This is a genomic window from Paracoccus salipaludis (assembly GCF_002287065.1).
Taxonomy (GTDB): Bacteria; Pseudomonadota; Alphaproteobacteria; order Rhodobacterales; family Rhodobacteraceae; genus Paracoccus; species Paracoccus salipaludis.
Genome location: NZ_NSJZ01000002.1, coordinates 345837 through 370503 on the forward strand (window position 1 = coordinate 345837; position 24667 = coordinate 370503).

The window sequence follows — 24667 nt, forward strand, 5'->3', positions numbered from 1 at the left end:
GGTCATTCCCCGTATTGCCGCATCAACACCGCGCCCAGATGGCGCAGGGCCTCGGGCAGCGCCTGCCGCCAGAAGATCCAGTCGTGCCTGCCCTCGGTCACGGTGAAGCGGTGGCGGATGCCGGCCTCGCCCAGGGCAAGGTGGACGGCGGCGTTGCCCGCGAAGAAGGGATCGTCGGCAGCCAGCGTCAGGTAAAGGCGCGGCCAGCGCGCAAAGGGCCCGGCCTCGACCTGCCCGAGCAGCGAAAGGACATCCGCGCGCGCCCAGGCCTCGTTCAGCCGCGCCTGCCCGGCAAGGCCCGACCCGAAGGCACCGCCGAAGCGCAGGTCGTAGTCCTCCTGCTTCATCGCGGCGAACTGCTCGGGCGTGCGGAAGGCCGCGCTCAGCGCCGAGACGCCGCCGAACAGGCCGGGATGGCGAAGCTGGTGCAGCACCGCGGCGAAGCCCCCCATCGAGATGCCCATCAGCCCGCGCATCCTCGGGTCGCCCGTGCTGCGATAGCGGCTCTCGACCTGGGGGATGAACTCTTCAAGGAACATCTCGGCCCAGCGGTAGCGACCGTCGGCGTCATCCAGGAAATAGGTCGCGCGCGGATCGCCCGAGGCGCGGCGCCCGTCGGGGGCGACCGCGATGACCGGGGGCATCTCGCCCGCAAGGATCAGCCGGTCCAGCACCACCTCGATCCCGGCCATGCGGAACCAGTCTGCGGGCTGGCCGTCACCCGCGCCATGCAGCAGGTAGACGACGGGATAGCGGCGGCTGTCGACCTCGTAGCCCGGCGGAAGGTAGAGGGCGTAGTCCACCGGATGCCCCAGCAGCTTGCTGGCCAGCACGTTGCCTTCGCGCACGGTGCCCGCGCGGTCGGCGGCCCCGGCGCGCAGGGGGGCGGCAAGGGCTGCGGCGGCGGTCAGCCCGAACAGGTGGCGTCGTGTCAGCGTCATCGGTGTTCCCTGTCCGCCCTCATCAGAAGCGCAAGCCGTAGGTCAGGCCCAGCGAGCCGCCGCGCAGGAACCGGTCGGCCTCGTCCGACGGGTTCCAGAACCAGCGGTTGTTGGCATAGTTCGACCATGTCAGCGTCACCTGCGGTGCCACGGTCCAGCTGAGCGAATAGCTGTAGTCGGGATCGCTGTCGCGCTGGGCGCCCGGCAGGTAAAGATAGCCGGTCATCCGCAGGGACAGCTTGTCGCCCAGGGGCAGGCCGCAGCTGAGCCCCGCGTTCTCGGTGCCGCGCCGCGCGGCGCTGGCGAAGGCCGAACAGCCGAGCTTCCGCGTCGTGCCCGGCAGGCTGACCGGCGGAAGCCGCCGCGACAGTTGCAGCCGTCCCTCGTTCAGCCCCGCGAGGCCGCGCCCCCCCGTGAAGGCGGCGGTGTAGTTCGCGTAGGTCAGCGTCAGGTTCTTGGTCATGCGCCAGGTCAGCGCATAGGTGTATTCCGCATCGCCATGGCTTTTCTGCCCGTCCAGAGGATAGCCGATCATCGAGGCGCTGAACGTCAGCCGGTTGCGATAGTTCAGCGTGCAGCCCATCGTGGACGACAGCTTGCCCGTGTCCAGCGCAACCGACGCGCCGAGCGTGCAGCTTGTCCTCAGGCGGGCAGGCGACGGCGGGGCAGCCCGGGGCGGGGCAGGCGACGGCGCAGGCTCTGCGGCCGCAGGTTGGCGCGGCCGGGGCGCGGCCTCGGCGGTTGCGGGCTGCGGTTGTGCTGTCCGAGCGATGCGCGGTTCCGACCGGGCCGGACCGGGCGAACGCTGGACCGGGTCGCGCCGGGACCGGGCGGTCTGGGCGACCGGCGGATCGGGCGAGGGCCGATCCCCCGAGGATCGTTCCGCGGGCAGGGGCAGGATGGCCGGGCCTTCATGTCCCGGAGGGGCCGGGGCAGCATCGGTCCGGGCAGGCCGGGGACGCGGACGCGGAACAGCCCGGTTCGTCGCGGTCACGGGAACATCAGCGCTTGTGTCGGAAGCTCCGGCCTCGCCGCTTTCCAGAAGCTGCATCGGCCGGGCAATCGTGGCCGGGTCGCTTCCGGGCCGTGCCTCGGAAGGCGGCGACCTGTCTTCCGAGGCGGGCTGCCGGGCCGAAGCAGGCGCAGGAGGGGCCTTCGGGTCGGCATCGGCCCGCCCTGCCTGCGGTTCCTGCTGTCCCTCGCGCGCGGGCCGGGCCGAAGGGTTGGGACCTGTGTCCGGGGCGGCCGCCGGTGCCGGGGTTTCCTGCGCCCCTTGCCGCCCGGCGCCCGCCTGTTCCTGTGGCTGACGGGGCGATGCCTGCCCGGCTGCGTCCTGCCCTGAAGCAGGGGGTTGCACCTTCCCGGTCTGCCCTGCCGCCCGCGGCTGCGCCTCGACAGGGGGTGCAGGTTTCTGCCGCTCGGCTGCGGCGGATGCCCCGGCCTTGGGTGCATCGGTTGCCGCCTTCGGTGCAGAAGCATCGCCTGCCCCGGTCGCCGGCTCCGCTGCGGCGCGCGGCGGGGGGGCGGGTGGTGCCCCATCGTCCGCTGCGGCCCGGGGCGCTTCAGAGGGTGATCGTGACGCCTCGGGAGCGGCCTGCTTGGGGGCGGCCTTGGCGGCGGCAGCCGGTGCGGCGGGGGCGGGGCCCAGCAGGCAAGCCTCGATGCGGGCGGCGACCCCGGCCGAGGCGGCCGGCGCATCGCCCGACGCCACGCGGTTGCAGCGCCGTGCCTGCGGGTCGCAGGTCAGGTCCAGGCGCCACCCCGCCATGGCGGGCGCGTCGCCGATGATGGCGCTGCCGTTCGCGTGGATCTGGTAGGCGAGGCCGTCCAGCACGCCCTGCTGCCAGGTTCCCCCGAACAGGGCCGAGGGAACGTCGGCGTGGCGGATCTCGACCCCGGTGGCGCCGGGCAGCGGGGTTTCCCCGTCCGCGCCCACGCAGGAAGCGGCGGCCGCCGGGCCGCCGAGGGTGCCGCAGATCGCAAGAACTGCAGCACCGGCCTTTTTCACCGCGGGGCCTGCAACAATGGCCCGAAGCGCCGGAACGCCTCGGCCGACAGCACCGTCGCGTTGGTGTTGGCGGTCATCGAGCCGTTCACCGCGCCGTCCTGTTCATAGATGCCCTCGGGCCAGCCGCGCGCCGGATCGGCGATGGGCCGGATCGCCTTCATCAGCTCGCTGGTGTATTCGGTCGCGAACAGCGCGTCCCAGCCGAAGGCGGCCTTGGTGGAAAGCGTCCGGCGGCTGTCGATGCGGTCGCCCGAGAATGTCAGCACCGCCCAGTCCTGACCGCCGCCCCAGACCGAGGCATAGGCGAAATAGGGCTCGACGCTCAGGTGCCCCTCGCTGACGCCAGTCAGGACGCCGCTGCGGCGATAGCGCATTTCCTGCGCGCGGTAGACGGCGGTGGCGAACAGGTGGGTCAGGCTGTCGAAGCCGTATTCCAGACCGTCGAAGACATAGGGCTCGCTGGTGGTCAGGGCGGGTGTCTTGTTGCGGTTCAGGCGGGTGTCCACGGGGATCGGCACGCCCTCGACCTCGACCACCTGCAGGTTGGGGCGCACGTCCATCGCGGCGGTCGCGTCGAAACCCCAGAGCATCATGCCCTTGGCGCCATAGCGTTCATAGCCGACGCGGCCTTCCTGGTTCTGGCGCACGGCGCCGTCCACGACGTTGGCGCCGTTCAGCCAGCCGTCGCGCACCACCCGGTCGAGGTCCCAGCCGGCCACCAGCCGCTCGACCGGCTGGGCCAGTTCGGGATGGTGCCGCTGCACGATCTTCAGCGCCGACAGCAGCCGCGCGATGTCCAGCGCCGACCAGCCCAGACCCACGGTGGTCGGGCGGTTGGCATAGTCCACCATCTGCAGCGTGCGGATGTCATAGGCCTTGTGGGGCAGGCTGTCCTCGAACAGCACCAGCCGGGACAGGGCATCGACGACCTTGCCGCTTCGCTCGGTCGCCTCGGCGCGGTCGATGATCCCCAGCCGCTCGGCCGAGATGATGGCGACCAGGTACGAGGCCGTTTCCCACATCGTGGTCGAGGGATACCCGTCCACCGATCCCGCCAGCCCGGTCGTCGGGTCGGTGTTGTTGCGGAAATAGGTCCAGGCGATGCGCGCGGCCTCGTCGTCGGGGTTGTCGGGGCGGATGCCGGCGGCCACGGGCAGGGGCACCACGGTTTCGAACGGCCTCAGGGGATCACGCCGCTCGCCGGCCATCGAACCCACTCCCTCCAGGTACAGGATCAGGGCGGCGCCGCAGACCAGCGCCAGAACAAAGACGATATGGCTGCGGGCGCGGACAAGATTGGTGCGGAAACTCATGCCGTGCTGGCTCCTTCATCGAGATTGTCCGGGGGCTGCCAGAGCGCGGCCCCGATCATCCCCGCCATGGCGAGGCAGTTGTTCAGCCCCCAGAGGGCGTTGGTGATGACGCCGGGCAGCGTGTGCCCGGTCCCGCCGAGACCAAGGGCCCCAAGCGCCCAGAGGGCCGAGCCCAGGGTCAGCGCGACCACAGCGATCTGCGGCAGGACAAGCCGCAGGTGGCGGCCCGCCTGGCGGTTCTTGGGGGTGACGGGAAAGGAGATCTTGCGTCCCCTGAGCACCGTCGCCAGCGCCCGCAGCCCGACCGGGAAGAAGGCGAGGTAGTTCGTCTTGCTGGCATAGCCCGCGATGCCCCAGGTCCCGACCATCATCGCCAGTTCCAGCAGGATCAGGAACGGGATCGAATGGGCGAAGAAGGGCAGCGTATAGGCCGAGACCGGCGCGATGCCGGTGGCAAGGTACACGATGGGCGCCGACAGGAAGACGACGTTCCACAGGGGCGCGAGGTAGGACCAGAAGGTCGCGCCGTACATCAGCCGCTGCGGCAGCGTCAGCCCGCGCCGGAACAGCGGGTTGTCGTTGAACAGGATGTCGAGGCTGCCGCCCGCGTACTTGAAGCGCTGGATGGTCCAGGACAGCAGGTCCTGCGGCGACAGCATCCGGGATTCGATGGTCGGATGCTGGACGGACTTCCAGCCGCGCTCGCGGTCGGAATGCAGCACGATCGAGGTGTAGATGTCCTCGGACACGTGGAAGCGGTAGGGGGTCAGCACCTCCTGCACCACGGCCTCGGTGCGGATCGCGGACATCAGGGCGGGGTCCACGCTGCGTTCGCGCGTCGTCAGGGTGATGCGCTCCTCGGCGGCGATCACGCGGCGTTCCACGCTGTCCCCGAAGGACCGCAGCGCGGCCTCCATCACGGCCTCGCGCCGGTGGATCGAGGCGGCGCCGCAGCAGAAAGCGGCGTTGGCGCGGTTCCGGCGCCGCAGGATCACGTCGTAGAACATCTGCGGATCGTTGACGAAGGGGTCCTCGCCCAGCCGGATCTCTCCGACCAGCCGCTCGAGGCCGCGGCCCAGCCGCCGCGCGACGGGTCCGAGGCGGCGGCCCAGCCAGTCCCCCAGCCGTTCGCCTTCCGGCAGGTCGTAGAACCATTGCGGGGTCTGGACCCAGGCCATGCGCGGGTCGCGGAAATGCTCCAGGGTGCGTTCCAGGATCGTCGGAAAGGGCCGGGTGTCGGCGTCGAGGATGACAAGGAAGTCGCCCGAGGTCCGCTCCATCGCGTGGCGCAGGTTGCCGGCCTTGAAGCCCTCGTTCGTGGCGCGGGTGATGTAGCCGACGCCCTCCTGCTCGCAGACCTCGCGCATGGCCGGGCGGCGGCCGTCGTCGCAGACATGGATGCGGATGTCGATCGGGTGGGGATAGCGGATGGCCCTGGCGTCCCGGATGCCGAGGCGGACCAGTTCCGGGTCCTCGTTGTAGGTGGCGAAGAACAGGTCCACCGCGATGGGGCGGCCCGGGTCCTCGATCACGGCGCCCTGGCCCGCGGTCTCACCCACCGTCGCGGGCGGGTCGGGGATGCGGACGGGCTGGTCCTTCCACAGGTTGTAGATGAACAGCAGCAGCCCGAAGAAGGCCAGCGTTTCCGCCAGCACCATCGGCACCGCGAACCACATGGCGTCGGGGTTCAGCGAATGGGTCCAGCGCCACCACAGGTACCAGCCGCCGATCATCACCGTCAGGGTGGCCAGGAACTGCCACAGGCTTTCCCGCCAGGGCGAATAGGGCAGGGGCGGATAAGGCTTCCGGTCCTCGAACCGGCGGAAGTAGTCGTCCATCACGACCCCTGCGCCGCCCGCTGCGGCCGCCCCCATTCCCAGGGCGCGGGTCCGAGGCCGATGGTCCAGGCCAGCGGCCGGAACCGCGACAGCCCGTAGGCCGTCAGGAAGGCCAGCGGCAGGACCACCGCGAAGCGCGACACCACGATCATCCAGGGCTGCATGACCTGGCCCAGGCCCGCCGACAGGACGGCCACGTCATAGATGTCGATGATCATCGGGTGGATCAGGTAGACGCCGAAGGTGAACTGGGCGAGCCAGCTCCACCGGGGCGACCAGTCGAGATGCTGCCCGCCCAGGAACAGCGCGAACATCAGAAGCGGCATCAGGAAGTGGCCGTAGAAGGCCCAGCCCTCGCGCACGCCCCAGCTGCCGGTCATCAGCGCCTGCCCGAAGAAGGGGATCGTCGCCATGTAGGCCACGGCCGCGAAGTAAAGCCCTCCGCGCCGGATCAGCCGCGATTCCCCGCGCGGGATGCCGTCCTTCCACAGCCCGTAAAGCGCGAAGGCGGCAAGGCCGTAGCCCACGTAGCCCAGCACCTTGGTGGCGCGGACCAGATAGTCGCGCAGGGAAGGGTCGAGCCCGAGGCCCCAGATATAGCCCTGGATGTGCTGCATCGCGCCCAGCGTGGCGAACAGCGCGATGCCCAGCACCGGATAGCGCATCGCCAGCTTCATGACTGGGTAGAACATGAAGATCAGGAACAGCGTCGGCAGGAAGTGCATGTGATACTGCGACTTGCCGAGGATGAAATAGCCCAGCCACACGCCGGGGTCGCGCAGCTGCTCCCAGATCTGGGGGGCATAGTTCAGCGCGTCGGCCTTCATCAGCCGGAAGAAGGCGTAGAACAGCGTCCAGACCGCGAAGGGCACCAGAAGGCGGCGCGCCTGTTCCGAGATCGCCGCCCCGTAGGAGGGGTCGCGCCGGTCCACCCGCATCGCCATCAGGAACAGCGAGAAGAAGAAGAACATCTCGGAGCCCGAGAACTCGGCCACCGAGCGCAGCAGCACGGGCACGATCCGTTCCTCGGGCGTGGCCTTGGGAAAGACGCCGCCCGAGAAGTCGGTAGTGGAATGGATCAGGACGACGACCAGGGCCGCGCAGACGCGGTTGGCGTCGAACCAGACGAGACGGTTCTTCTTGGGGGTCATGGCTGCACTCGCGGTGGCAGGGGGCACATCTGGGCGGTGGTGGCGGCGGCGGCGACGGTCACGGGCGCGGGAAGGCCGTGCGGTTCCAGCCCGCAGGCGGTCGCGGCGATGCTGCCGTCCGCCTGCACGACGGGGCGGCAGTACAGGAAGTCGGCCGCCGGCACGCCGGGCTCGGGTGCCGCGGCCTGGCAGTTGCAGCACGCCTGCACGGGCTTCGGCTGCGGCAGGCAGCGATTGGCGCGGGTGTCCTGGTGGGTGAAGGCCGTGTCCCAGACCTGCGTGTTGGTGTTCAGGTGCTGCAGGATGGGCCCCTGCTCCTTGTAGAGCAGCGCGGCCAGGATGATGCCGTTGTTGTTGGCGGTCTGCAGGGGGATGTAGCCGTTGCCGTTCTCGTACAGCCCCTCGTAGAAACCGCCGTCCTCGGTGGACAGGTCGCCCACGGCCTCCATCAGCAGGTCGGTGTAGGGGGTTTCCCACAGCGCCCACATGCCGATCGCGGCCTTGGCGGCGATGGCCGCGCGCTCGGGGCGATAGACGTCGCTGGGGTCCAGCGTGCTCCAGGCGAAGCCATTGGCCCAGATCGAGTCGTAGACGAAGAACGGCGCGCCATCGACCTGGTGCTCGGACCGGGCGGTCATGATGCCGGTTTCCTCGAAGCGGCGCTGCTGGACCAGGTAGATGCGGTTGGCGAATTCGGCCCGCCAGCCCTGCGTCGCCAGTCCGGGGGTGTCGTTCGACATGTCGCCCGGCAGCTTCCAGCCCAGTTCCAGCCCGTCCAGCAGGTAGCTTTCCGTCAGGACGTAGTTCATGTTTCCGAAGATGCGCGGGTCGCGGCCGTCGATCGGCACCCGCACGCCGAAGATCTCGGTGTATTCCAGCGGGTCGGGCGACAGCGCGGCGGCAGAGCCGAAGCCCCACAGCTCGAAGCCCTTGGCGGCGTATTGTTCATACCCCAGCCGGCCTTCCTGGACGTAGCGCGTCTCGCCCTTGCTGAGAACCGAGCCGAACAGGCTGCCGTCGGGCTTGACCGTGTTGCAGAAGTTCCAGCGCAGCACCGTCGCGTCGATCCCCGGCGCCAGGTAGGGATAGCGTTCCTTCAGGATCTTCAGCCAGACCAGCATCCGGCCGATGTCCAGCACGGAATGGCCGACCTCGCCGGGCTTGTTGGCATAGTCCACCTTCTGCCCGGTCTTGGTGTTGTACACCTTGTTCGGCATCTCGCCCCGGAACAGGTCGAGGTTGCGCAGCGTCTTGATCAGCAGGTTCGCCCGCAGGTCGAACTCGCGCTTGTCGATGAGGCGCAACTCGCGCGCGGCGACCAGCGCGCTGATATAGGACCCCGTGTCCCACAGCGTGGTCGAGGGATAGCTGCCGACCGCGTTCACCAGTCCCGTGTCGGGCTGGTAGCTTTTCACGAAATACTGCCAGGCCGTTTCGGCCATGGCGCGTTCCCGTTCGGTCAGGGGACCGTGCCGACCGAAGGGCCGGGCCATGGCCGCGTTCAGGTCGCCGGGTGCGGCCGCGGGCTGAGGCTGCGCCGGGGTGGGTGCCGTGGCCCCGGCGGGTGCGGCAGGGACCGGTGCGGCGGCCGGCGCCGCCACGGCCGGAGGCGCCGGAGCGGTCGCGGCCGGCGCCAGGGTTGCCGTGGACGGGGCGGGTGCTGCGGCTGCCGGTTGCGCCGCAGGGGCCGCAGGGGCCGCCGGCTGCGGCAATGCGGGTTGCGAGACGGCCGGGACGGCCCCGGTGATCGTCAGGACCACCGCGAGCGAGGCCGAGCCGGCAAGCGCCAGAATGGCTGCGGACGTGAGACGGCGCGTCATGAAGCCTCCTGCACAGGGGACGTGGTGGCGGACGAGATCGCGGACCGCTGGCGCAGCGCCTGCTCGAAGGACCGGGTGGCGTCGTGCAGCCCCCGGAACGGGTCCGCGCAGGGATCGGCCCGCGCCTCGCGCTCGAGGGTGCGCGCGAGGCCGGTCAGCCCCGTCGCGCCGAAGGTCGCGGCGATGCCCGCCAGCGAATGGAAGGTGCGCCGGGCGACCTCTGGCGGCACGGCCTCGCCACGCGCGAGGGCGTCCAGCACGCCCCGGTGCCGCGTGAGATCCTCGAGGCTCGCCGCGATCAGATCGGGCAGCGCCTCCTCTCCGATCTGGCTGGCAAGCTCGGCCAGGCGCATGTCGATGCCGCCATCCGCGTCCTTTGCCGCAGGCGCATCGGTGCCGCGCGGCGCGGCGGCCGGCAGGGCAGGCGGATCGGGCGGCAGGTGCGCCGACCAGCGGCCAAGCGCGGCCCGCAGGGCGGCGGGGTCCAGGGGCTTTGTCAGCACGTCGTCGCAGCCGGCCGCCAGGCAGGCGTCCTGTTCGGCCCGGCCCGCATGCGCCGTCAGGGCGAGGATCGGCAGGCGGCCTGCCGCGCCCGGCAGCGCCCGGATCTGCCGCGTGGCTTCCAGCCCGTCCATGACGGGCATCGAGATGTCCATCAGGATCAGGTCGAACGGCTCTGCCTGGGCCGCGCGGACCGCCTCGGCCCCGTTGGCGGCAAAGGCGAGGCGCTGGCCGAGCTGTTCCAGAAGGACGCGGGCCACGACCCGGTTGGTTGCGTTGTCCTCGGCCACGAGGATGCGCATCGAGGGCAGGGGCGCCTCGGGGCCGATCCGGTCGGCACCCGCGACGGGCTCGGCCACGGGCAGCACCACATCCAGCCAGAAGGACGACCCGATCCCCGGCTGGCTGCTGAAGGCCACGCGACCTCCCATCAGTTCGGCCAGGCTGCGCGAGATCGCAAGGCCGAGCCCCGTGCCGCCGAACCTGCGGCTGTAGCTTGCGTCGAGCTGGTTGAAGCGGCCGAAAAGCTGGTTCTGCTTGTCCAGGGGGATGCCGATCCCCTCGTCGGTCACGCAGAAGCGCAGGGCGGCCATGCCTTCGGGCGCGGCCTCGCCCTCGCGCCGGGTGACCGAAAGCTCGACCCGGCCCTCCTGCGTGAACTTCACCGCGTTGCTGACGATGTTGGCAAGGATCTGGCGGATCCGGACGGCGTCGCCGTGAAGCCAGCCCGGCAGGCCCTCGTCCATGCGGGCTGCAAGGGTGATGCCCTTGCTGCGGGCCGTTTCCGCCTAAAGGTCGATGGTGCCCTTGACCAGCGCGTCCAGGTCGAAGGGGGCGGGCTCGAGTTCCAGCCGCCCTGCCTCGATCTTCGACATGTCGAGCACGTCGTTGAGGATGACGAGCAGCGCCTTGGCGCTGGACTGGGCGATGCGGATCTGTTCGCGCCGGGTGCCGTCCTCGAGCTGCGCCTCGATCGCCGCCAGCATCCCGAGGATGCCGTTCATGGGCGTACGCAGCTCGTGGCTCATGATCGCCAGGAACTCGGACTTGGCGCTGTTGGCGCGCTCGGCCCGGTCCAGCGCGTCGCGCAGGGCGCGCTGATGTGCGATCTCCTTTGTGACGTCCTGCAGCGAGCCTGTCAGCACCTCAGGCTGGCCTTGGTCGTCATAGGACATCTCGGCCGTGCCCCGGACCCAGCGCTGGGTGCCATCCTTGCGCAGCACGCGGCATTCATAGTTCAGCTGGCGCTGCCCGGCCTTGACGCCGTTGTCCAGCAGGTCCGCGAACAGCTCCTCGACACGCGTGTGGTCCTCGGGGTGGACGATGCGCTTCAGCGACACCGGGCCACTCGCGGGTTCGCGCCCCAGCAGGAAATAAAGCTCATGCGACCAGACGACCCGCTCGGTCTTGTAGTTGCGCCGGAAGCTTCCCAGCCGGGCGATCCGCTGCGCGGCCGCGAGGTTGCGCTGGCTGTCGCGCAGCGCCCGACGGGCGCGCGCCTCCTCGGTGATGTCTCTCAGCGTGGCCACGGCCGAGACGGGCTTTCCCTCGGCATCGGCCACGATCTCGGAATGCGCTTCCAGCTCGATCACCGCGCCGTCGCTTCGATAGGCGCTGAAGGTCATGTCCATCGGCTCGGGCCGCCCGCTTTCGGCCGAACGGGCTGCCGCCGCGGTTTCGGCGGCGGCCACCTTGTCCCGGTCGGCGGGATGGATCAGCGCCCCGAACTGCGCACCCGTCATGCGTCCGCCCGGGGCGAGGCCGAAGATGCGCGCGAATTCGTCCGACCAGGTGATCTCGTCGCGGGCATGGTTCCGGCGCAGGTTGCCGATATGGGCGATGCGCTGCGCCTCGGCCAGGTCCTCCATCGCCGTCTGCAGCGAGGATGACGCCTGCCGCAGCACCCGCCGCTGCATCCACAGCGTCAGCAGCGTTAGCATGCTGATCACGATGAGAAAGGCCGACAGGCGCTGGCCGATCATCCCGGCCTGCGTCACCCGCCAGCGTTCGTTGGACAGGATGCGCCCGAGGCGGGTGAAGCCGTCGATCACGTCGCGGTCGAGGTCCAGGATGTCGGTGGTCCGCATCTGCGCCAGCTGCGTCAGGGCGGCCGCGGCCTCGTGATCCGGCCCCGGCAGGCGCGCCATGGCGGCCCCCATGCGCTCGCGCGTGCGGCGGATCGTCTTGGCGCTTTCGGGGATCAGCGTTTCCAGGGCGGGGTGGGCCAGAAGGACGCCCAGCCGGTGCAGCAGAAGCTGGCTCCGTTCCTCAAGCTGCAGCGCCGCGTGGTCTTCCGAGTTGCCCTGCCGGAGGGCATCCTGCCATTCGTCCACGGCCACGCTGAAGGCGTCGATCCCCAGATGCAGGTCGAACAGCTCGCTGCGCAGGGCCGAGGTGTCCACCGTTTCCATGTTCCGCCGCAGTACGGAGGGCGCGATCACCAGCGCCGCGAGCACCGCAAGGACGATCGCCGTGAGGCTGATCTGCAGCATCCGGGTCTGCCAGCGCGGGATGGTCGGAGAGCTCATCCCGCCGGGTCCTGCCGGTCGAATTCCAAGGTCAGGCAGTTGCCGTCAGGGGCAGAAGCATAGTCGAGCCGGTCGGACAGCCCGACCATCAGTCCCAGCCCGCGCCCGCTTTCCACCAGCGGGTCCATGTCATCCAGGCTTCCCGCCGCCTCGAAGGCGCCCGCGGGAACCGGCCGGCCCCCGTCGCGGATCTCGACCGTCACCGCGCCGTCCCGGACGGTCAGTGCGGCCGAGATGGTGCCCTCGCGTCCGTCATAGCCGTGCAGCACGACGTTGTTCAGCGCCTCGGCCACGGCGATCTCGAGCCCGACCAGCTTTTCGGCAGGCAGGCAGGTGCGGGCAAGGTCGGCCAGGCTGCGCGTCAGCCCGTCGACCTCCTCCAGCGTGGCGTGGATGATGAACTCGGACCGGCTCATGGCTATTGCGCGAGGTGCAGCACCGCCTCTCGCGGACCGGGGAACGACTGGAACACGCGTTCCATCCGGGTGATGCGGAACATCTGCCCCACCGCCTCGCCCACGCCGCAGACCACGATCTCTCCGCGGTTGCCCACGCGCTTGAGCAGCGCCACCAGCGCGCCCAGACCCGAGGAATCGACAAAGCTGACATCCGACAGGTCGATGACCAGCCGGCTGTGGCCGCTTTCGATGATCCGCGTCGCCTCGTCGCGGAAGGTCCCGGCCACCGCCGCCGTCAGGCGCGCGCTTTCCGGGGCGATCACGCACACGCCGCTTTCGTGGAAATCGGTTCGGATCATGGGCGATCACTCCTTTCCAGAACAAGAACCGTCAGGTCGTCCTCCAGCGGCAGTCCCCCGCGCCAGTCGTCCAGCGAGGCGACAATCGCGCCGGGAAGATCCGCCGCTTCCCGGGGACTGCGGTCGCGGATCAGGGCGCAGAGCCGCTCGGACCCGAAATGCACGCCTGCAGAGCTTTCGGCCTCGGTCACGCCGTCCGAGCAGATGACCAGCCGGTCGCCGGGCCGGACGCTGACCTCCTGGTTCTCGAAGCTGGCGCCGGCCAGCAGCCCGACCGGCAGCCCGCCGTCGCCGATCAGCCCCGGCCGGCCCTCGCCGTCGGCCAGCACGGGATGGGGATAGCCGGCCTGGCAGAAGCGCACGCTTCCGCGGCGGGCATCCACGATGCCGCAGATCATGGCGAAATAGTCGCTGCTGTCCTCGCGGAAGAAATGGCGGTTGAGGTCCTGCACCAGCAGGGCGGGGTCGGGCCGGTCGCCCGAGGACAGGGCCAGTCCCGAGAAATACTCGGGCGTCACCATATGGCCGATGGCCACCGACATCAGTGCCGCATGGACGCCGTGACCGGCCACGTCCACGGCGTAGAAGCCAAGTTGGCAATCGTTCAGGGCGAACCAGCCGAACATGTCCCCCGACACATAGGCCGAGGGCTGGAAAGCCGAGGCGAAGCGGAAGCCGCACAGGTTCCCGTCCCCGCCCGGCAGCAGGCGGCGCTGCGCCGTGGCCGCCGCGTGCAGGTCGGATTCGATGCGCGACTTGGCTTCCTCCAGCGCGCGGTTGCGTTCGGACAGGACCTGCTCGTGCCGGATCAGGCGGGCGGCCGCGCGCAGGCGGACCGTCATCAGCGCCGTGTCCAGCGGCTTGGTCATGAAGTCGTCCACGCCCGCTTCCAGTGCGCGGTGGCGTTCCTCGACCTGGTCGTGGCCGGTCAGCATGATGATGTGGATATAACGGCCGAGATCCATCCGCCGGACTTCGCTGGTCAGCTGGTGTCCGTCCAGGCCGGGCATGTCGAGGTCGCAGACCAGGATCGAGGCGCCGCTTTCGCGGATCAGCTGCAGGGCGCTCAGCCCGTCGCCGGCGACCAGCGGCCTGCAACCCAGCCGGCGCACCACCGCTGCCGCCAGCGTGCGCTGCGTGGCGTCATCGTCGGCGATCACCACCAACAGTTCCGTGCTGAAATCCCGTGGCGCGCTATACATGCTGGTCAACATCGTCCAGAGGCCGCATCGGACCGGCCGACCTCACTTGGAAGTTGATCGCATGGCCACCGGTTTACTTAAAGTTGTATTTCTGCCACGACGGATTGGTTCCTTCCAGATGCCGCTTCCTGCGGCAATCAGGGGCGATGCTGGACTTTTTCCAGCCTTTCGCGGTGCCGAGGGGCCGCCACGGACGGGGCACCGGCAGGGGCCGGGGACAGGACGCGGCGTCTAGCCCGGAAACGGCCGGCTGAGGCCCGTGACCCCGGCAAGGCCGAAGCGCCACGGCAGATCCTGCGCCTTGCTGATGCCGATGCGGGGACCGACCAGCAGGTCGGGCGGGGTGCCGGGCAGCGCGATCGAGAAGTCGGTCCCGTCGAAGGGCGCGCCGTCATCTTCGATGCGGATGCCAAGCGCCTCGGCCAGCCGCCCGGGGCCGCTGCAAAGCAGCGGGCTTCCCCGCCGCCGGCTCTGCATCAGCTCGATGCCGGTCTGCGGGGCCAGGGCCCGGATCAGCACCGCCTCGCCCGGCCCGGCGACCACGTTGAGGCAGAGGTGGATGCCGTAGGAGCGGTAGACATAGGCATGTCCCGCCGGGCCGAACATCGAGGCGTTGCGGCGGGTCGGTCCGCGGAAGCTGTGCGAGGCCGGGTCGTCCCGCCCATAGGCTTCCGTCTCGATGATGGTCCCGCCCGCGCCCCGGACAAGCAGCGTCGCGCCGATCAGGCGGCGCGCCAGTGCGACCGCATCGAGTCCGGCGATCCGTTCGGAAAAGGGGAGGTCGGGCATGGACGGCTTCCTGAAGTTCGCGCGACCACACAGCACCATGGCGCTGCGGGCGCAACCGGCCGGATGCCCGCGCCGGCCCGGTAACGACATGGCCGTGCCGGGATGCGGTGCCCGCATCTCCGGGGCTATCCGCTCAGGGTCGGACCGGGGCTTAAGTTGAAACAGAAGGGCCTTTGCCGCAGCGGCAAAGCCTGTTCGCACAAACGGCCTGCGACTGCATTGCGCGCGTGTTGTGCGTGTCGCTGAAATCGACCCACGCGCGAAACGGATTGCCATGGGCAGGGTGTTGCGCACCGCTCCATTCGGCTTTGCGGGAAACTGCCGAGGGGAAAGGGTGGGCGGAACCGAAGGATGCGGCTCGGAATTGTCTGGCAGATGATCAATACGGAGATCCGAAATGAAATCGATCCTGACCGCCGCATCCATTGGCGCCACGCTGATTGCGGGCACGGCTTTCGCCCAGACGGCCGTTGTCACCGAAACCACCCCCACGGTGACCCAGGTGCAGACTGACGCCCCCACGACCGGCGGCGGCGCCACGGGCGGCGCGGCTTCGGGCGCGATTGCGGGCGCGGCCGTGGGCGGGCCGGTCGGCGCGGCGGTTGGCGCGGTCGCGGGTGCCGTCATCGGCGATGTCAGCGAGGATGCGCTGACGCCCGAGACGCAGACCTACGTGCTGGAGCACAAGACCGAGTCCGTGGTTCTCGACGGCAATGTCGCGGTCGGAACGGCGATCCCGGAAACGGTGCAGATCCAGACCATCCCGGATGGCCAGTACGGCTATGTCTATGTCCAGGACCGCCCGGTTCTGGTGGACCCGCAGAACCGCCAGATCATCCATATCTACGAGTAATCCGTTTCTCTGGAAATTCGGACAGGCCGGCCATCGTGCCGGCCTGTTTCCGATTTGTCAGGACAGCGGGCGGCTATCGGGCGGAAATGCGCCGTGCGGCCTTTTCAAGTGCATCCAGGAAACGCGTCCGGTCCGCCTTGGTGAATCCCCGCCCTCCGCCCTGCCGGAACGGATCGGCGGAACGCAGGTCCGCCATCAGGTCGCGGATCGCAAGAACATTGCCGATATTCTCGGCCGTCAGCGCCTCGCCATTGTGCTTGAGCACCTGCGCTCCGGCGGCCACGCATTTCGCGGCCAGCGGAATGTCCCCGGTGATCACCACGTCCCCCGGCCCCGCGCGATCGGCGATCCACTTGTCGGCCTCGTCCGGCCCTTCCGGCACGATCACCGTTTCGACCAGCGGATTGGCCGATGGCCTGATCCCGCCGTTCGACACGACAAGGACGCGCAGCCGGTGCCGCGTGGCGACGCGCTCGACCTCGGCCTTCACGGGGCAGGCATCGGCATCCACGTAGATCGTCATGGAACAGGCTCCTTTCGCGCGCGTGGTGCGGGGCCGTAGGCTCAGCCCAGCCGCTCCGCCGTGCGGCGGCAGGGGCGGGCATCGAAGAACGCGGCCAGAAGGTTCCGGAACACGTCGGGCGCGCCTTCCACGGTCGAGAACAGCGTGGCCGAGGATCGCAGCTTGCCCGCGTCCACCGCACCCATGATCGCCTCGGCAGGCGTCCCCCGGTGTGCCAGGACCGCCTGCGCGCAGTCCACCAGCCGCGGCCCCAGCACCAGGTGCGCCAGATAGCGCCGGGCTTCGTCGAGATCCTCGATCCCGTAGAAATGGGACATCTCGGACCGTCCCAGCCCGCGCAGTTGGGGGAAGATGAACCACATCCAGTGGCTCTGCTTGCGTCCCTGCCGCAGTTCGGACAGCGCGACGGGGTATGTCTCCTCCTGCGCCGCGACGAAGCGGTCCAGCGTCAGGGCAGCGTCGGGAAGGCGGGCCATGAGCGTCCTCAGCGCGGCATCAGGAAGACTTCGCGCACCGCCGCGTGGTCCCCCGCTTCCAGCGCGTAAAGCGCGGCATGGGCGACCTCGTCGGGGCGGATGGCCTTGGGCTTGGCCTCGTCGAAGAACTCGGTGTCCACCATGCCGGGCGCGATGACGGTGCAGCGCCCGCCCCATTCGCGCATCTCCTCGGCCAGGTTGCCGCCATAGCCGTGGACGAACCACTTGGACGCGCCATAGACCGAGCCCTTGAGGTGGATGCGCCCCGCCGCCGAGCCGGTCATCAGCAGGTGCCCCTGGGTTTCCTTCAGAAAGGGCAGGGCGGCCTTGGCGGTGAACAGCAGGCCCAGGATGTTGATGCGGATCATGTCCTGCCATTCGTCGACGTCGCCGCCCTCGGTCCCTGCCGCGTCAAGGCCGCGCCCCGCGTTCGCGAATGCCGCGTGAAGGGGTCCGAAGGCATCCGTCATCCGCTTCAGCGCCGCCTGCTGGTCGGCAAGCTGCGTGACATCGCCGGGCAGGGAAAGCGCGTGGTCGGCCCCCAGTTCCCCGACCAGCGCGCGCAGCCGGTCCTCGCGCCGGGCGAACAGGCCCACGCGCCAGCCGCGCGCGACAGCCATGCGGGCGGTGGCCGCACCGATGCCGCTGGAAGCGCCGGTGATGAACAGGGTCTTGCCGATCATGGGGGCGTCCTTCGGGCCGGGGCAGGGTTCGGCGCGCGGCCGTTCCGCGGCGCGCTGCCATGGGCCGATCCTATGCAGGTCCGTCCCGGCAGGCAACGCCGCTTGCCGCCCGGACCGGCATGGCCCTAGTCTGCGGCCTGTTTTCCAGGGGGACGTGCCTGCCGCCGTGAGCGCCCGAAGACGCATCCTGCGACCGCTCGCCTCGGCCCGCCTGCTGACGGGGCACCGCCGGTCGCGCGGGACGGACCTTGCGCTGGCGACGGTGCTGGCCGCGATCGCGGGCGCGTCGAACGCGGGCGGCTTCTTCGCGCTGGGCGCCTATACCTCGCACATGACGGGATACCTGTCGCAGCTGGCGGACAACCTCGTGGCGGGGCAGTTCCGGATCGCGGTGGTCGCGATGCTGGCCATCGGCGCCTTTGTCGCGGGCGCGGCTTTCAGCACCGTCCTGATCAACTGGGCCCGGCTGCGCCGCGCGCGCCGGCAGTATGCCCTGCCCATTGCCGTGCAGGGCGCGTTCCTCGCCTGCTTCGCGAGCGGCGGCGTCTTTTCGTCCGAGCCGGGGCGCGTCTTCTCGCTGGCCTGCCTGTGCTTCATCATGGGGATGCAGAACGCGACGATCACCAAGATCTCGGGCGCGCGCATCCGCACGACCCATGCGACCGGCATGATCACCGACATCGGCATCGAACTGGGACGCGAGGTTTCCGGCCGCGCCTTTCCCGGCCGGCCGGTTGCCGCCGACCGCAGAAAGCTCGGCATCCACCTGCGGCTGGTCGGGGCCTTCCTCGGCGGGGGGCTGGTCGGCGCGCTGGGCTTTTCCCGGCTGGGGTTCGCCTTCGCGCTTCCCCTGTCCGCCGTCCTGCTGGCCCTGTCGCTGCCTGCCCTGCTGGGACCGCAGGGCAGGCGCTAGGTTCAACGCTTCACGCGATCAGGGGACGAGCAGGTATTTCTCGCCCGTGGCCTTCTTCTGGTAGGCCGCCGCGATTTCCGGCTTCAGCGCCTCGGCCAGGCTGATCGTCGCGGTGTAGTGGCTGGCGAAGGTGGTGGTCATCTCGGCCGCCACCCGCTCGCGCATCCGCTGCACGACGGCCGGGTCCAGCCGCCCCAGCGCGTTGAACAGAAGCCAGCCGCCGACGCCCCAGGTGAAGCCGAAGCCGCGCTTGAGGATCGTGGGGCCGGTGTCCAGCGCGCCGTAGATATAGACCTGCTTCATCGTCGAGGAGCCGTAGCGGTTGTAGCTGTCCAGGCTGCGCGCGGCGACGGCCTCCATCGCGTTCAGGATGATGCTGGTCATCTCGCCGCCCCCGATGGCGTCGAAGGCCAGCGTCGCGCCGGTCTCGGCGATGGCCTCCTCGAGCCTGCCGCGGAAGTCGGGCTCGCTGCTGTCGAGGACATGCGTCGCGCCCAGGTCGCGCAGAAGCTGGGCCTGCGCGGGGCTGCGGACGATGTTGACCAGCCCGATCCCGTCGGCCTTGCAGATCCTGACCAGCATCTGGCCGAGGTTCGAGGCGGCGGGCACATGGACGATCGCCTTGTGCCCCTCGGCGCGCATCGTTTCGACAAAGCCGAGCGCGGTCAGCGGGTTGACGAACAGCGCCGCGCCCTCGGCGGCGCCCGCGCCTTCGGGCAGGACGATGCAGGCCTCGGGGCGGATCAGCCGCAGCTCGGCGTACATGGCGCCGCCGATCATGGCGACGCGCCGGCCCACCAGGTCCTGCAGGTCGGGACCGGCGCCGATCACGGTGCCCGCGCCCTCGTTGCCGACCGGCATGGACTGGTCCAGCCGGGCACGGACGGCCGGCAGCAGTTGCTGCGGAACCTGCGCGGTCAGGACGGGGGCGTCCTCGGTCCCTTCGGCGCGCAGCGTCGCCATGTCGGCCGGCCCGAACAGCAGGCCCAGGTCCGAGGGGTTGATCGGCGCGGCCTCGACCCGGACCAGCAACTCGCCGGGGCCGGGGTCGGGGACCGTGACGCGTTCCAGGTTGATCCTCAGCGTCCCGTCCGCCGTGACGGTCGATCGCAGTTCAAGGCTGCTGTGCGGCATGATGTCCTCGCATTCCGAACCCGTGGTCGTCAGGCCCGCATGGGACCGGGCCCGCGGCCGAATGTCCAGCCCGCCCCGATCCCCGGTGAAACGGGCGACACTGGAGAATGCCCGCCGCGCAGCATAGATAGCGGCCACCGATGGCCCCGGCGGGGGCGCCAGCAGGGAATGCCGTGCCATGTCCGCGAACCAGACCGCGTCCCTGGACCTCGAGGGGGTGTCGCGCCGCTTCGGCGACCGGGTCGTGCTGTCGGACGTGACGCTGGCCATCCCGCCGGGGCGGATCACCTGCCTTCTGGGGGAATCCGGCTGCGGAAAATCGACGCTGCTCAGGATCATCGCGGGCGTGGACCGCCCCGACGGCGGCCGCATCCGGATGAGCGGGACCGAGATCGTGGGTCCCGGCCGCTTCGTCCAGCCGGAAAGCCGCCGCATCGGCTTCATGTTCCAGGATTACGCGCTGTTCCCCCACCTCAGCGTCGCCGAGAACCTCGCCTTCGGCCTGCGCCACCTGCCCAAGGCGGCGCAGCGCGACCGCGTGGCCGAGGTGGTCGGGCGGATCGGCCTTGCCCACCTGATCGACCGCTATCCCCATTCGCTTTCGGGCGGCGAGCAGCAGCGCGTGGCCCTAGCCCGCGCGCTGGCCCCGCAGCCCGCCATCCTGCTGATGGACGAGCCCTTCTCGAACCTCGACCAGGGGCTGCGCGAAAGGGTGCGCCGGGAAACGCTGGCCACCCTGCGCCGGATCGGCACCACGGCCATCATCGTCACGCACGACCCGCAGGAGGCCCTGGCCGTGGGCGACCTGATCGTCCTGATGCGCGGAGGGCGGGTCGAGCAGGTCGGCACCCCCTTCGAGATCTACGACCGCCCCCGCTCTCCTTATGCCGCCGAGTTCATGGGGCCCTGCAACCGCCTGACGGGCATCTGGAGCAAGGGCCGCATCGAAACGCCCATCGGCACCTTTCCCGCCGACCTCGACCTGCCGGACGGCTCGCTGGCGCTGGCCTGCATCCGGCCCCAGGCGCTGTCGATCGGGCCGGACGGGCACGGCATCTCGGCCCGCGTCACGGCCAAGACCTTCATGGGCGAAAGCGAGCAGATCGACATCATGGTGCACCCGCTGGCGGAAACCCTGCGGATGCATTCCCATGTCCGCATCCCCATGGCCGTGGGCGAGAAGGTCAGCCTGCAGCTGAACGGGGCCGAGATCCATGTCTTCGCCGATGACGGGCTGGGGGCGAATGGCCGCGGAGCAAACCCGAGGGAAAATATAGACTAACGGCCCGGCGTTGCGGTATGAGCCTGCCCGAGGTTTCTCCACAAGGGTTCAGGTCATCATGAAAGCCGACACGACCATCATGCGCGCCATGCTGGCAGGCGCCGCCATCCTCGCGGGCGCGGGTGCTTCCGCCCAGGAACTGAACCTTTACACCTCGCGCGAACCGGGACTGGTCGAGCCGCTTCTGCAGGCCTTCACCGGGGACACCGGCATCAAGGTCAATACGGTCTTCCTGAAGGACGGCCTGGTCGAGCGTCTCGCCTCGGAAGGCGAAAGCTCGCCCGCCGACGTGCTGATGGCGGTGGACGCCGGCAACCTCGTCGATCTGGTGGAACGGGGCCTGACCCAGCCGGTCGAGTCCGAGATCCTGACCGCCGCCATCCCGGAAAACCTGCGCGACCCGGGCAACCAGTGGTTCCCCCTGTCGATGCGCGCGCGCGTCGTCTATGCGGCCAAGGACCTTGAGCTTGACTCGATCACCTACGAGGATCTGGCGGACCCCGAATGGAAGGGGCGGATCTGCATCCGCTCGGGCCAGCATCCCTACAACACGGCGCTGTTCTCGGCCTTCATGACGCATCACGACGCGGCGGCGACCGAGGAATGGCTGACCGGCCTCAAGGCGAACCTTGCCCGCAAGGCGGGCGGCGGCGACCGCGACGGCGCCAAGGACATCCTGGGCGGCATCTGCGACATCGCCATCGCGAACTCCTACTATGTGGGGCTGATGCGCTCGGGCAAGGGCGGGGACGAGCAGAAGGCCTGGGGCGAGGCGATCAAGGTGATCCTGCCGACCTTCGAGGACGGCGGCACCCATGTGAACATCAGCGGCGCGGCCGTGGCGAAGAACGCCCCCAACCGGGACGAGGCGGTCAAGCTGCTGGAGTTCCTCGTCTCGGACGAGGCGCAGAAGATCTATGGCGAGGCGAACTACGAATATCCGGTGAAGGCCGGGGCCGCCATCGACCCCATCATCGCCTCGTTCGGCGAGCTGAAGGTCGATCCCCTGCCGCTGACCGAGATCGTGAAGAATCGCAAGCAGGTCAGCGAGCTGGTCGACCGCGTCGGCTTCGACAACTGACCGCGGGCCGGGGTCCGGCGTCAGCATGGCCTGGGTGACGGACCGCATTCGGCCCGCCCGGTCGCTCGGCTTCGGGGCATGGGCCTGGATCGCGGCCAGCCTGCTGGTCGCGGCGCTGGTCCTGGTCCCGGTGCTGGCCCTGCTGTGGCAGGCCGCGCAGGGGTCCGAGGGCCTGTGGTCGCATCTCGCGCGGTATGTCCTGCCCCATGCGCTGGGGCAGACGGCGATCCTGATGGGCGGCGTCGGGGTGCTGACGGCGGCGATCGGGACTTCTGCCGCCTGGCTGGTGACGGCCCATGACTTCCCGGGGCGGCGCGTGCTGGAATGGGCGCTGCTGCTGCCCTTGGCGGTGCCCACCTATATCGTGGCCTATGCCTATCTGGACCTGCTGCACCCGCTGGGGCCGTTCCAGACGCTGGTCCGCGCGGCCCTCGGCCATGACAGCCCGCGCGCGTTCCGCCTGCCCGACATCCGCTCGATGACGGGGGCGATCCTGCTGCTGAGCCTTGTCCTTTACCCTTACGTCTACCTGCCCACGCGGGCGATGTTCATGACGCAGGCCGCGAACCTGGTCGAGGTCGCCCGCACCCTGGGCACCAGCCGGCGGCAGGTCTTCGGCCGCGTGGCCCTGCCGCTGGCCCGCCCCGCCATCGCGGTGGGCGTCAGCCTCGCCCTGATGGAGACGCTGAACGACATCGGCGCGTCCGAGTTCCTGGGCGTGCGGTCGCTGACGATCTCGGTCTATACGACCTGGGTCACGCGGTCCGACCTGCCGGGCGCGGCGCAGATCTCGCTGGCCATGCTGCTGCTGGTCGTGGCGCTGGTCTCGCTGGAACGCTGGGCGCGCCGCCGGCAGCGCTATTCGGTCAGCGGCCAGCGCGCCCGCAGCTTCGCGCGCGAGCCGCTGGGCCGGGGGGCGGGCCTTGCCGCGCTGGCCTTGGGCTTCCTGCCGGTGTTCTTCGGCTTCCTGCTGCCCGCGCTGTATCTGGCGGTCGAGGCATGGCAGCGCTTCCAGTTCGCGGGCCTGTCGGACCGCCTGCTGGCCGAGGCGCGCAACAGCTTCGTGCTGTCGGCGCTGGCGACGGTCGCGGTGCTGGCCTGCGGGCTGGTCGTCGCCTATGCCGCCCGCGTCTTTCCGCAGCGGGGGATGCAGCTTGTCCACCGCGCGGCCTCGATCGGCTATGCCATGCCGGGCACCATCCTGGCCTTGGGCATCCTGATCGCCTCGGCGGGCCTGGACCGCTGGATCGGGCAGGCGGCCGGCGCGCTCTTCGGCGTCGATCCGGGGCTGGTCCTGATCGGCTCGGGGCTGGCGCTGGGCTATGCCTATCTGGCGCGGTTCCTTGCGATCTCGATCGGATCGGTCGAGGCGGGGCTGACGCGCATCCCGCGCAGCTACGACCAGTCCGCGCGGACGCTGGGGCAGGGCGTGACGGGGATGCTGCGCCACGTCCACCTGCCGCTGTCCAGGCCCGCGCTGGCCGCCGCCGGGCTGCTGGTCTTCGTCGATTGCATGAAGGAACTGCCCGCGACCCTGCTGCTGCGGCCCCTGAACTTCGAGACGCTGGCGACCCACCTTTACGGAGAGGCCGCGCGCGGCACCTACGAGGAAGCCGCCATCGCCGCCTGGGCCATCGTCCTTGTCGGCATCCTGCCGGTCATCCTGCTGGCACGGGTGGGGCCCGGCGCCTCGCGGGGGTGATGCGACTCCGGGACGGCTGGAAGGAACGCGCGGGCCCCGCTAAACCGGGGGCAACCGCGCCCGGTCGGGTCTGGCCCGTCCCGCGCCCCAACCGCCGAGGTGACGGATGCCGCGACTTTCCATTCCGGGTTTCAACGGCCGCCGCGCCTTCGCGGACCTTGACGAGCAGGAAATCCTCGCCCTCGCGATCTCGTCCGAGGAGGAGGACGGCCGCATCTACGCCACCTATGCCGCCAACCTGCGCGAAGCCTATCCCGCCACCGCCGCCATCTTCCAGGGCATGGCCGACGAGGAGGACGAGCACCGCCGCCGCCTGATCGAGCTTTACCGCCGGCGCTTCGGCGAGACGATCCTGCCGCTGCGGCGCGAGCATGTGCGCGACTTCTACGCCCGCCGCCCGGTCTGGCTGGTCCGCAACCTGCCGCTGGACCGCATCCGCGAGGAAGCCGCCTCGATGGAACGCGAGGCGCAGGCCTTCTATGCGCGCGCGGCCTCGCACACGGCGGATGCCGAGACGCGCAGGCTGCTGGGCGACCTCGCCGCCGCCGAGGGACGGCACGAGGCGAGCGCCGAGGCGTTGGCCGAACGGCACCTGGGCGAGGGCAGGGGCGATGTCGAGGACGAGGCCGCGCGGCGGCAGTTCCTGCTGACCTGGGTGCAGCCGGGGCTGGCGGGGCTGATGGACGGCTCGGTGTCCACGCTGGCGCCGATCTTCGCCACGGCCTTCGCCACGCAGGACCCCTGGACCACCTTCCTCGTCGGGCTGTCGGCCTCGGTCGGGGCGGGCATCTCGATGGGCTTCACCGAGGCCGCCCATGATGACGGCAGGCTGTCGGGGCGGGGGGCGCCGTGGAAGCGGGGGCTGGCCTCGGGGGTGATGACGGCGCTGGGCGGCTTGGGCCACGCGCTGCCCTACCTGATCCCCAGCTTCTGGACCGCCACGGCCGTGGCCCTGCTGGTGGTCTTCGTCGAGCTTTGGGCCATTGTCTGGATCCAGAACAGGTTCATGGAGACGCCCTTCCTGCGCGCCACCTTCCAGGTCGTGCTGGGCGGCGCGCTGGTGCTGGCGGCGGGCATCCTGATCGGGGGGGCCTGACACCGCGCGTCATTGCGCCGGCGCAAAGCGCCGGGCCGCGGAACGTGGCACCTCCTGCGCAGGTCGGCAGACGGGC

22 protein-coding genes are annotated in these 24667 nt (G+C 70.1%); 6 read left to right on the forward strand and 16 right to left on the reverse strand.

The window, feature by feature from the left end:
* Positions 1 to 2 precede the first annotated feature (2 nt).
* The 12 genes from CK240_RS04285 to CK240_RS04340 form a co-directional block, all read right to left on the reverse strand.
* Positions 3 to 941: an alpha/beta hydrolase gene (locus tag CK240_RS04285; RefSeq protein ID WP_095639082.1), complete on the reverse strand. Its 939-nt coding sequence runs from the start codon at positions 939 to 941 to the stop codon at positions 3 to 5.
* A 22-nt stretch (positions 942 to 963) separates the two neighbouring features.
* Positions 964 to 2949, reverse strand: a complete 1986-nt coding sequence (locus CK240_RS18180) for a hypothetical protein (protein WP_135058791.1) — start codon at positions 2947 to 2949, stop codon at positions 964 to 966.
* Complete coding sequence (locus CK240_RS04295) at positions 2946 to 4262, reverse strand: DUF3131 domain-containing protein (RefSeq protein ID WP_095639084.1); 1317 nt, start codon at positions 4260 to 4262, stop codon at positions 2946 to 2948. Before CK240_RS04295 ends, CK240_RS18180 begins: the two co-directional genes overlap by 4 nt.
* Positions 4259 to 6100: a glycosyltransferase gene (locus CK240_RS04300; RefSeq protein ID WP_095639252.1), complete on the reverse strand. Its 1842-nt coding sequence runs from the start codon at positions 6098 to 6100 to the stop codon at positions 4259 to 4261. Before CK240_RS04300 ends, CK240_RS04295 begins: the two co-directional genes overlap by 4 nt.
* Entirely contained in the window at positions 6100 to 7251 is a 1152-nt protein-coding gene (locus CK240_RS04305; protein ID WP_095639085.1) for an acyltransferase, read from the reverse strand. Before CK240_RS04305 ends, CK240_RS04300 begins: the two co-directional genes overlap by 1 nt.
* Positions 7248 to 9071 (reverse strand): DUF3131 domain-containing protein, encoded by a 1824-nt coding sequence (locus CK240_RS04310; RefSeq protein WP_205957749.1) that lies wholly within the window; start codon positions 9069 to 9071, stop codon positions 7248 to 7250. The genes CK240_RS04305 and CK240_RS04310 overlap by 4 nt, the downstream gene beginning before the upstream one ends.
* A complete protein-coding gene (locus CK240_RS04315; protein ID WP_095639087.1) occupies positions 9068 to 10318 on the reverse strand; it encodes an ATP-binding protein in 1251 nt (416 codons plus the stop codon). Before CK240_RS04315 ends, CK240_RS04310 begins: the two co-directional genes overlap by 4 nt.
* Before the next feature lie 42 nt (positions 10319 to 10360).
* Positions 10361 to 12100, reverse strand: coding sequence for a sensor histidine kinase (locus tag CK240_RS04320; protein WP_095639088.1), 1740 nt, complete (start codon positions 12098 to 12100; stop codon positions 10361 to 10363).
* Positions 12097 to 12516, reverse strand: coding sequence for an ATP-binding protein (locus CK240_RS04325; protein ID WP_095639089.1), 420 nt, complete (start codon positions 12514 to 12516; stop codon positions 12097 to 12099). Before CK240_RS04325 ends, CK240_RS04320 begins: the two co-directional genes overlap by 4 nt.
* 2 nt (positions 12517 to 12518) lie before the next feature.
* A complete protein-coding gene (locus tag CK240_RS04330) occupies positions 12519 to 12857 on the reverse strand; it encodes an STAS domain-containing protein (RefSeq protein ID WP_095639090.1) in 339 nt (112 codons plus the stop codon).
* Complete coding sequence (locus CK240_RS04335; protein ID WP_205957750.1) at positions 12854 to 14017, reverse strand: PP2C family protein-serine/threonine phosphatase; 1164 nt, start codon at positions 14015 to 14017, stop codon at positions 12854 to 12856. The genes CK240_RS04330 and CK240_RS04335 overlap by 4 nt, the downstream gene beginning before the upstream one ends.
* A 273-nt stretch (positions 14018 to 14290) precedes the next feature.
* Complete coding sequence (locus tag CK240_RS04340) at positions 14291 to 14848, reverse strand: DNA-3-methyladenine glycosylase (RefSeq protein WP_095639092.1); 558 nt, start codon at positions 14846 to 14848, stop codon at positions 14291 to 14293.
* A gap of 397 nt (positions 14849 to 15245) precedes the next feature.
* On the opposite strand from CK240_RS04340, the gene CK240_RS04345 reads away from it, so the two are divergent.
* Positions 15246 to 15701 (forward strand): DUF1236 domain-containing protein, encoded by a 456-nt coding sequence (locus CK240_RS04345; protein WP_095639093.1) that lies wholly within the window; start codon positions 15246 to 15248, stop codon positions 15699 to 15701.
* A gap of 73 nt (positions 15702 to 15774) precedes the next feature.
* Here the strand turns inward: CK240_RS04345 and CK240_RS04350 are convergent, their stop codons facing one another.
* From CK240_RS04350 to CK240_RS04360, 3 genes are read right to left on the reverse strand one after another with little or no spacing between them, the layout of a single operon-like run.
* A complete protein-coding gene (locus CK240_RS04350) occupies positions 15775 to 16224 on the reverse strand; it encodes a YaiI/YqxD family protein (protein WP_095639094.1) in 450 nt (149 codons plus the stop codon).
* A 41-nt stretch (positions 16225 to 16265) separates the two neighbouring features.
* Positions 16266 to 16700 carry a DUF1810 domain-containing protein gene (locus CK240_RS04355; protein WP_095639095.1) on the reverse strand — a complete coding sequence of 145 codons (435 nt, stop codon included), beginning with the start codon at positions 16698 to 16700 and terminating at the stop codon, positions 16266 to 16268.
* Positions 16701 to 16708: 8 nt separating this feature from the next.
* On the reverse strand, positions 16709 to 17383 hold the full coding sequence (locus tag CK240_RS04360; protein WP_095639096.1) for an SDR family oxidoreductase: 675 nt from the start codon (positions 17381 to 17383) through the stop codon (positions 16709 to 16711).
* Positions 17384 to 17549: 166 nt separating this feature from the next.
* Between CK240_RS04360 and CK240_RS04365 the strand changes: the two genes are divergently transcribed.
* Entirely contained in the window at positions 17550 to 18296 is a 747-nt protein-coding gene (locus CK240_RS04365) for a YoaK family protein (protein WP_167649957.1), read from the forward strand.
* Positions 18297 to 18314: 18 nt separating this feature from the next.
* Here CK240_RS04365 and CK240_RS04370 read toward each other — a convergent pair whose 3' ends face one another.
* Positions 18315 to 19430, reverse strand: coding sequence for a zinc-binding dehydrogenase (locus CK240_RS04370; protein ID WP_095639097.1), 1116 nt, complete (start codon positions 19428 to 19430; stop codon positions 18315 to 18317).
* A 178-nt stretch (positions 19431 to 19608) separates the two neighbouring features.
* Here CK240_RS04370 and CK240_RS04375 point away from each other — a divergent pair, with 178 nt between their 5' ends.
* The 4 genes from CK240_RS04375 (at position 19609) to mbfA (ending at position 24591) form a co-directional block, all read left to right on the forward strand.
* The gene (locus tag CK240_RS04375; protein WP_095639098.1) at positions 19609 to 20712 is read left to right on the forward strand and encodes an ABC transporter ATP-binding protein; all 1104 of its coding nucleotides are present in this window, start codon (positions 19609 to 19611) and stop codon (positions 20710 to 20712) included.
* 58 nt (positions 20713 to 20770) lie between these two features.
* A complete protein-coding gene (locus CK240_RS04380) occupies positions 20771 to 21793 on the forward strand; it encodes a Fe(3+) ABC transporter substrate-binding protein (protein ID WP_240517276.1) in 1023 nt (340 codons plus the stop codon).
* A 25-nt stretch (positions 21794 to 21818) separates the two neighbouring features.
* Positions 21819 to 23495 (forward strand): ABC transporter permease, encoded by a 1677-nt coding sequence (locus CK240_RS04385; RefSeq protein ID WP_095639099.1) that lies wholly within the window; start codon positions 21819 to 21821, stop codon positions 23493 to 23495.
* Between the two features lie 106 nt (positions 23496 to 23601).
* Positions 23602 to 24591 carry an iron exporter MbfA gene (mbfA, locus tag CK240_RS04390; RefSeq protein WP_095639100.1) on the forward strand — a complete coding sequence of 330 codons (990 nt, stop codon included), beginning with the start codon at positions 23602 to 23604 and terminating at the stop codon, positions 24589 to 24591.
* Positions 24592 to 24667: the final 76 nt, after the last annotated feature.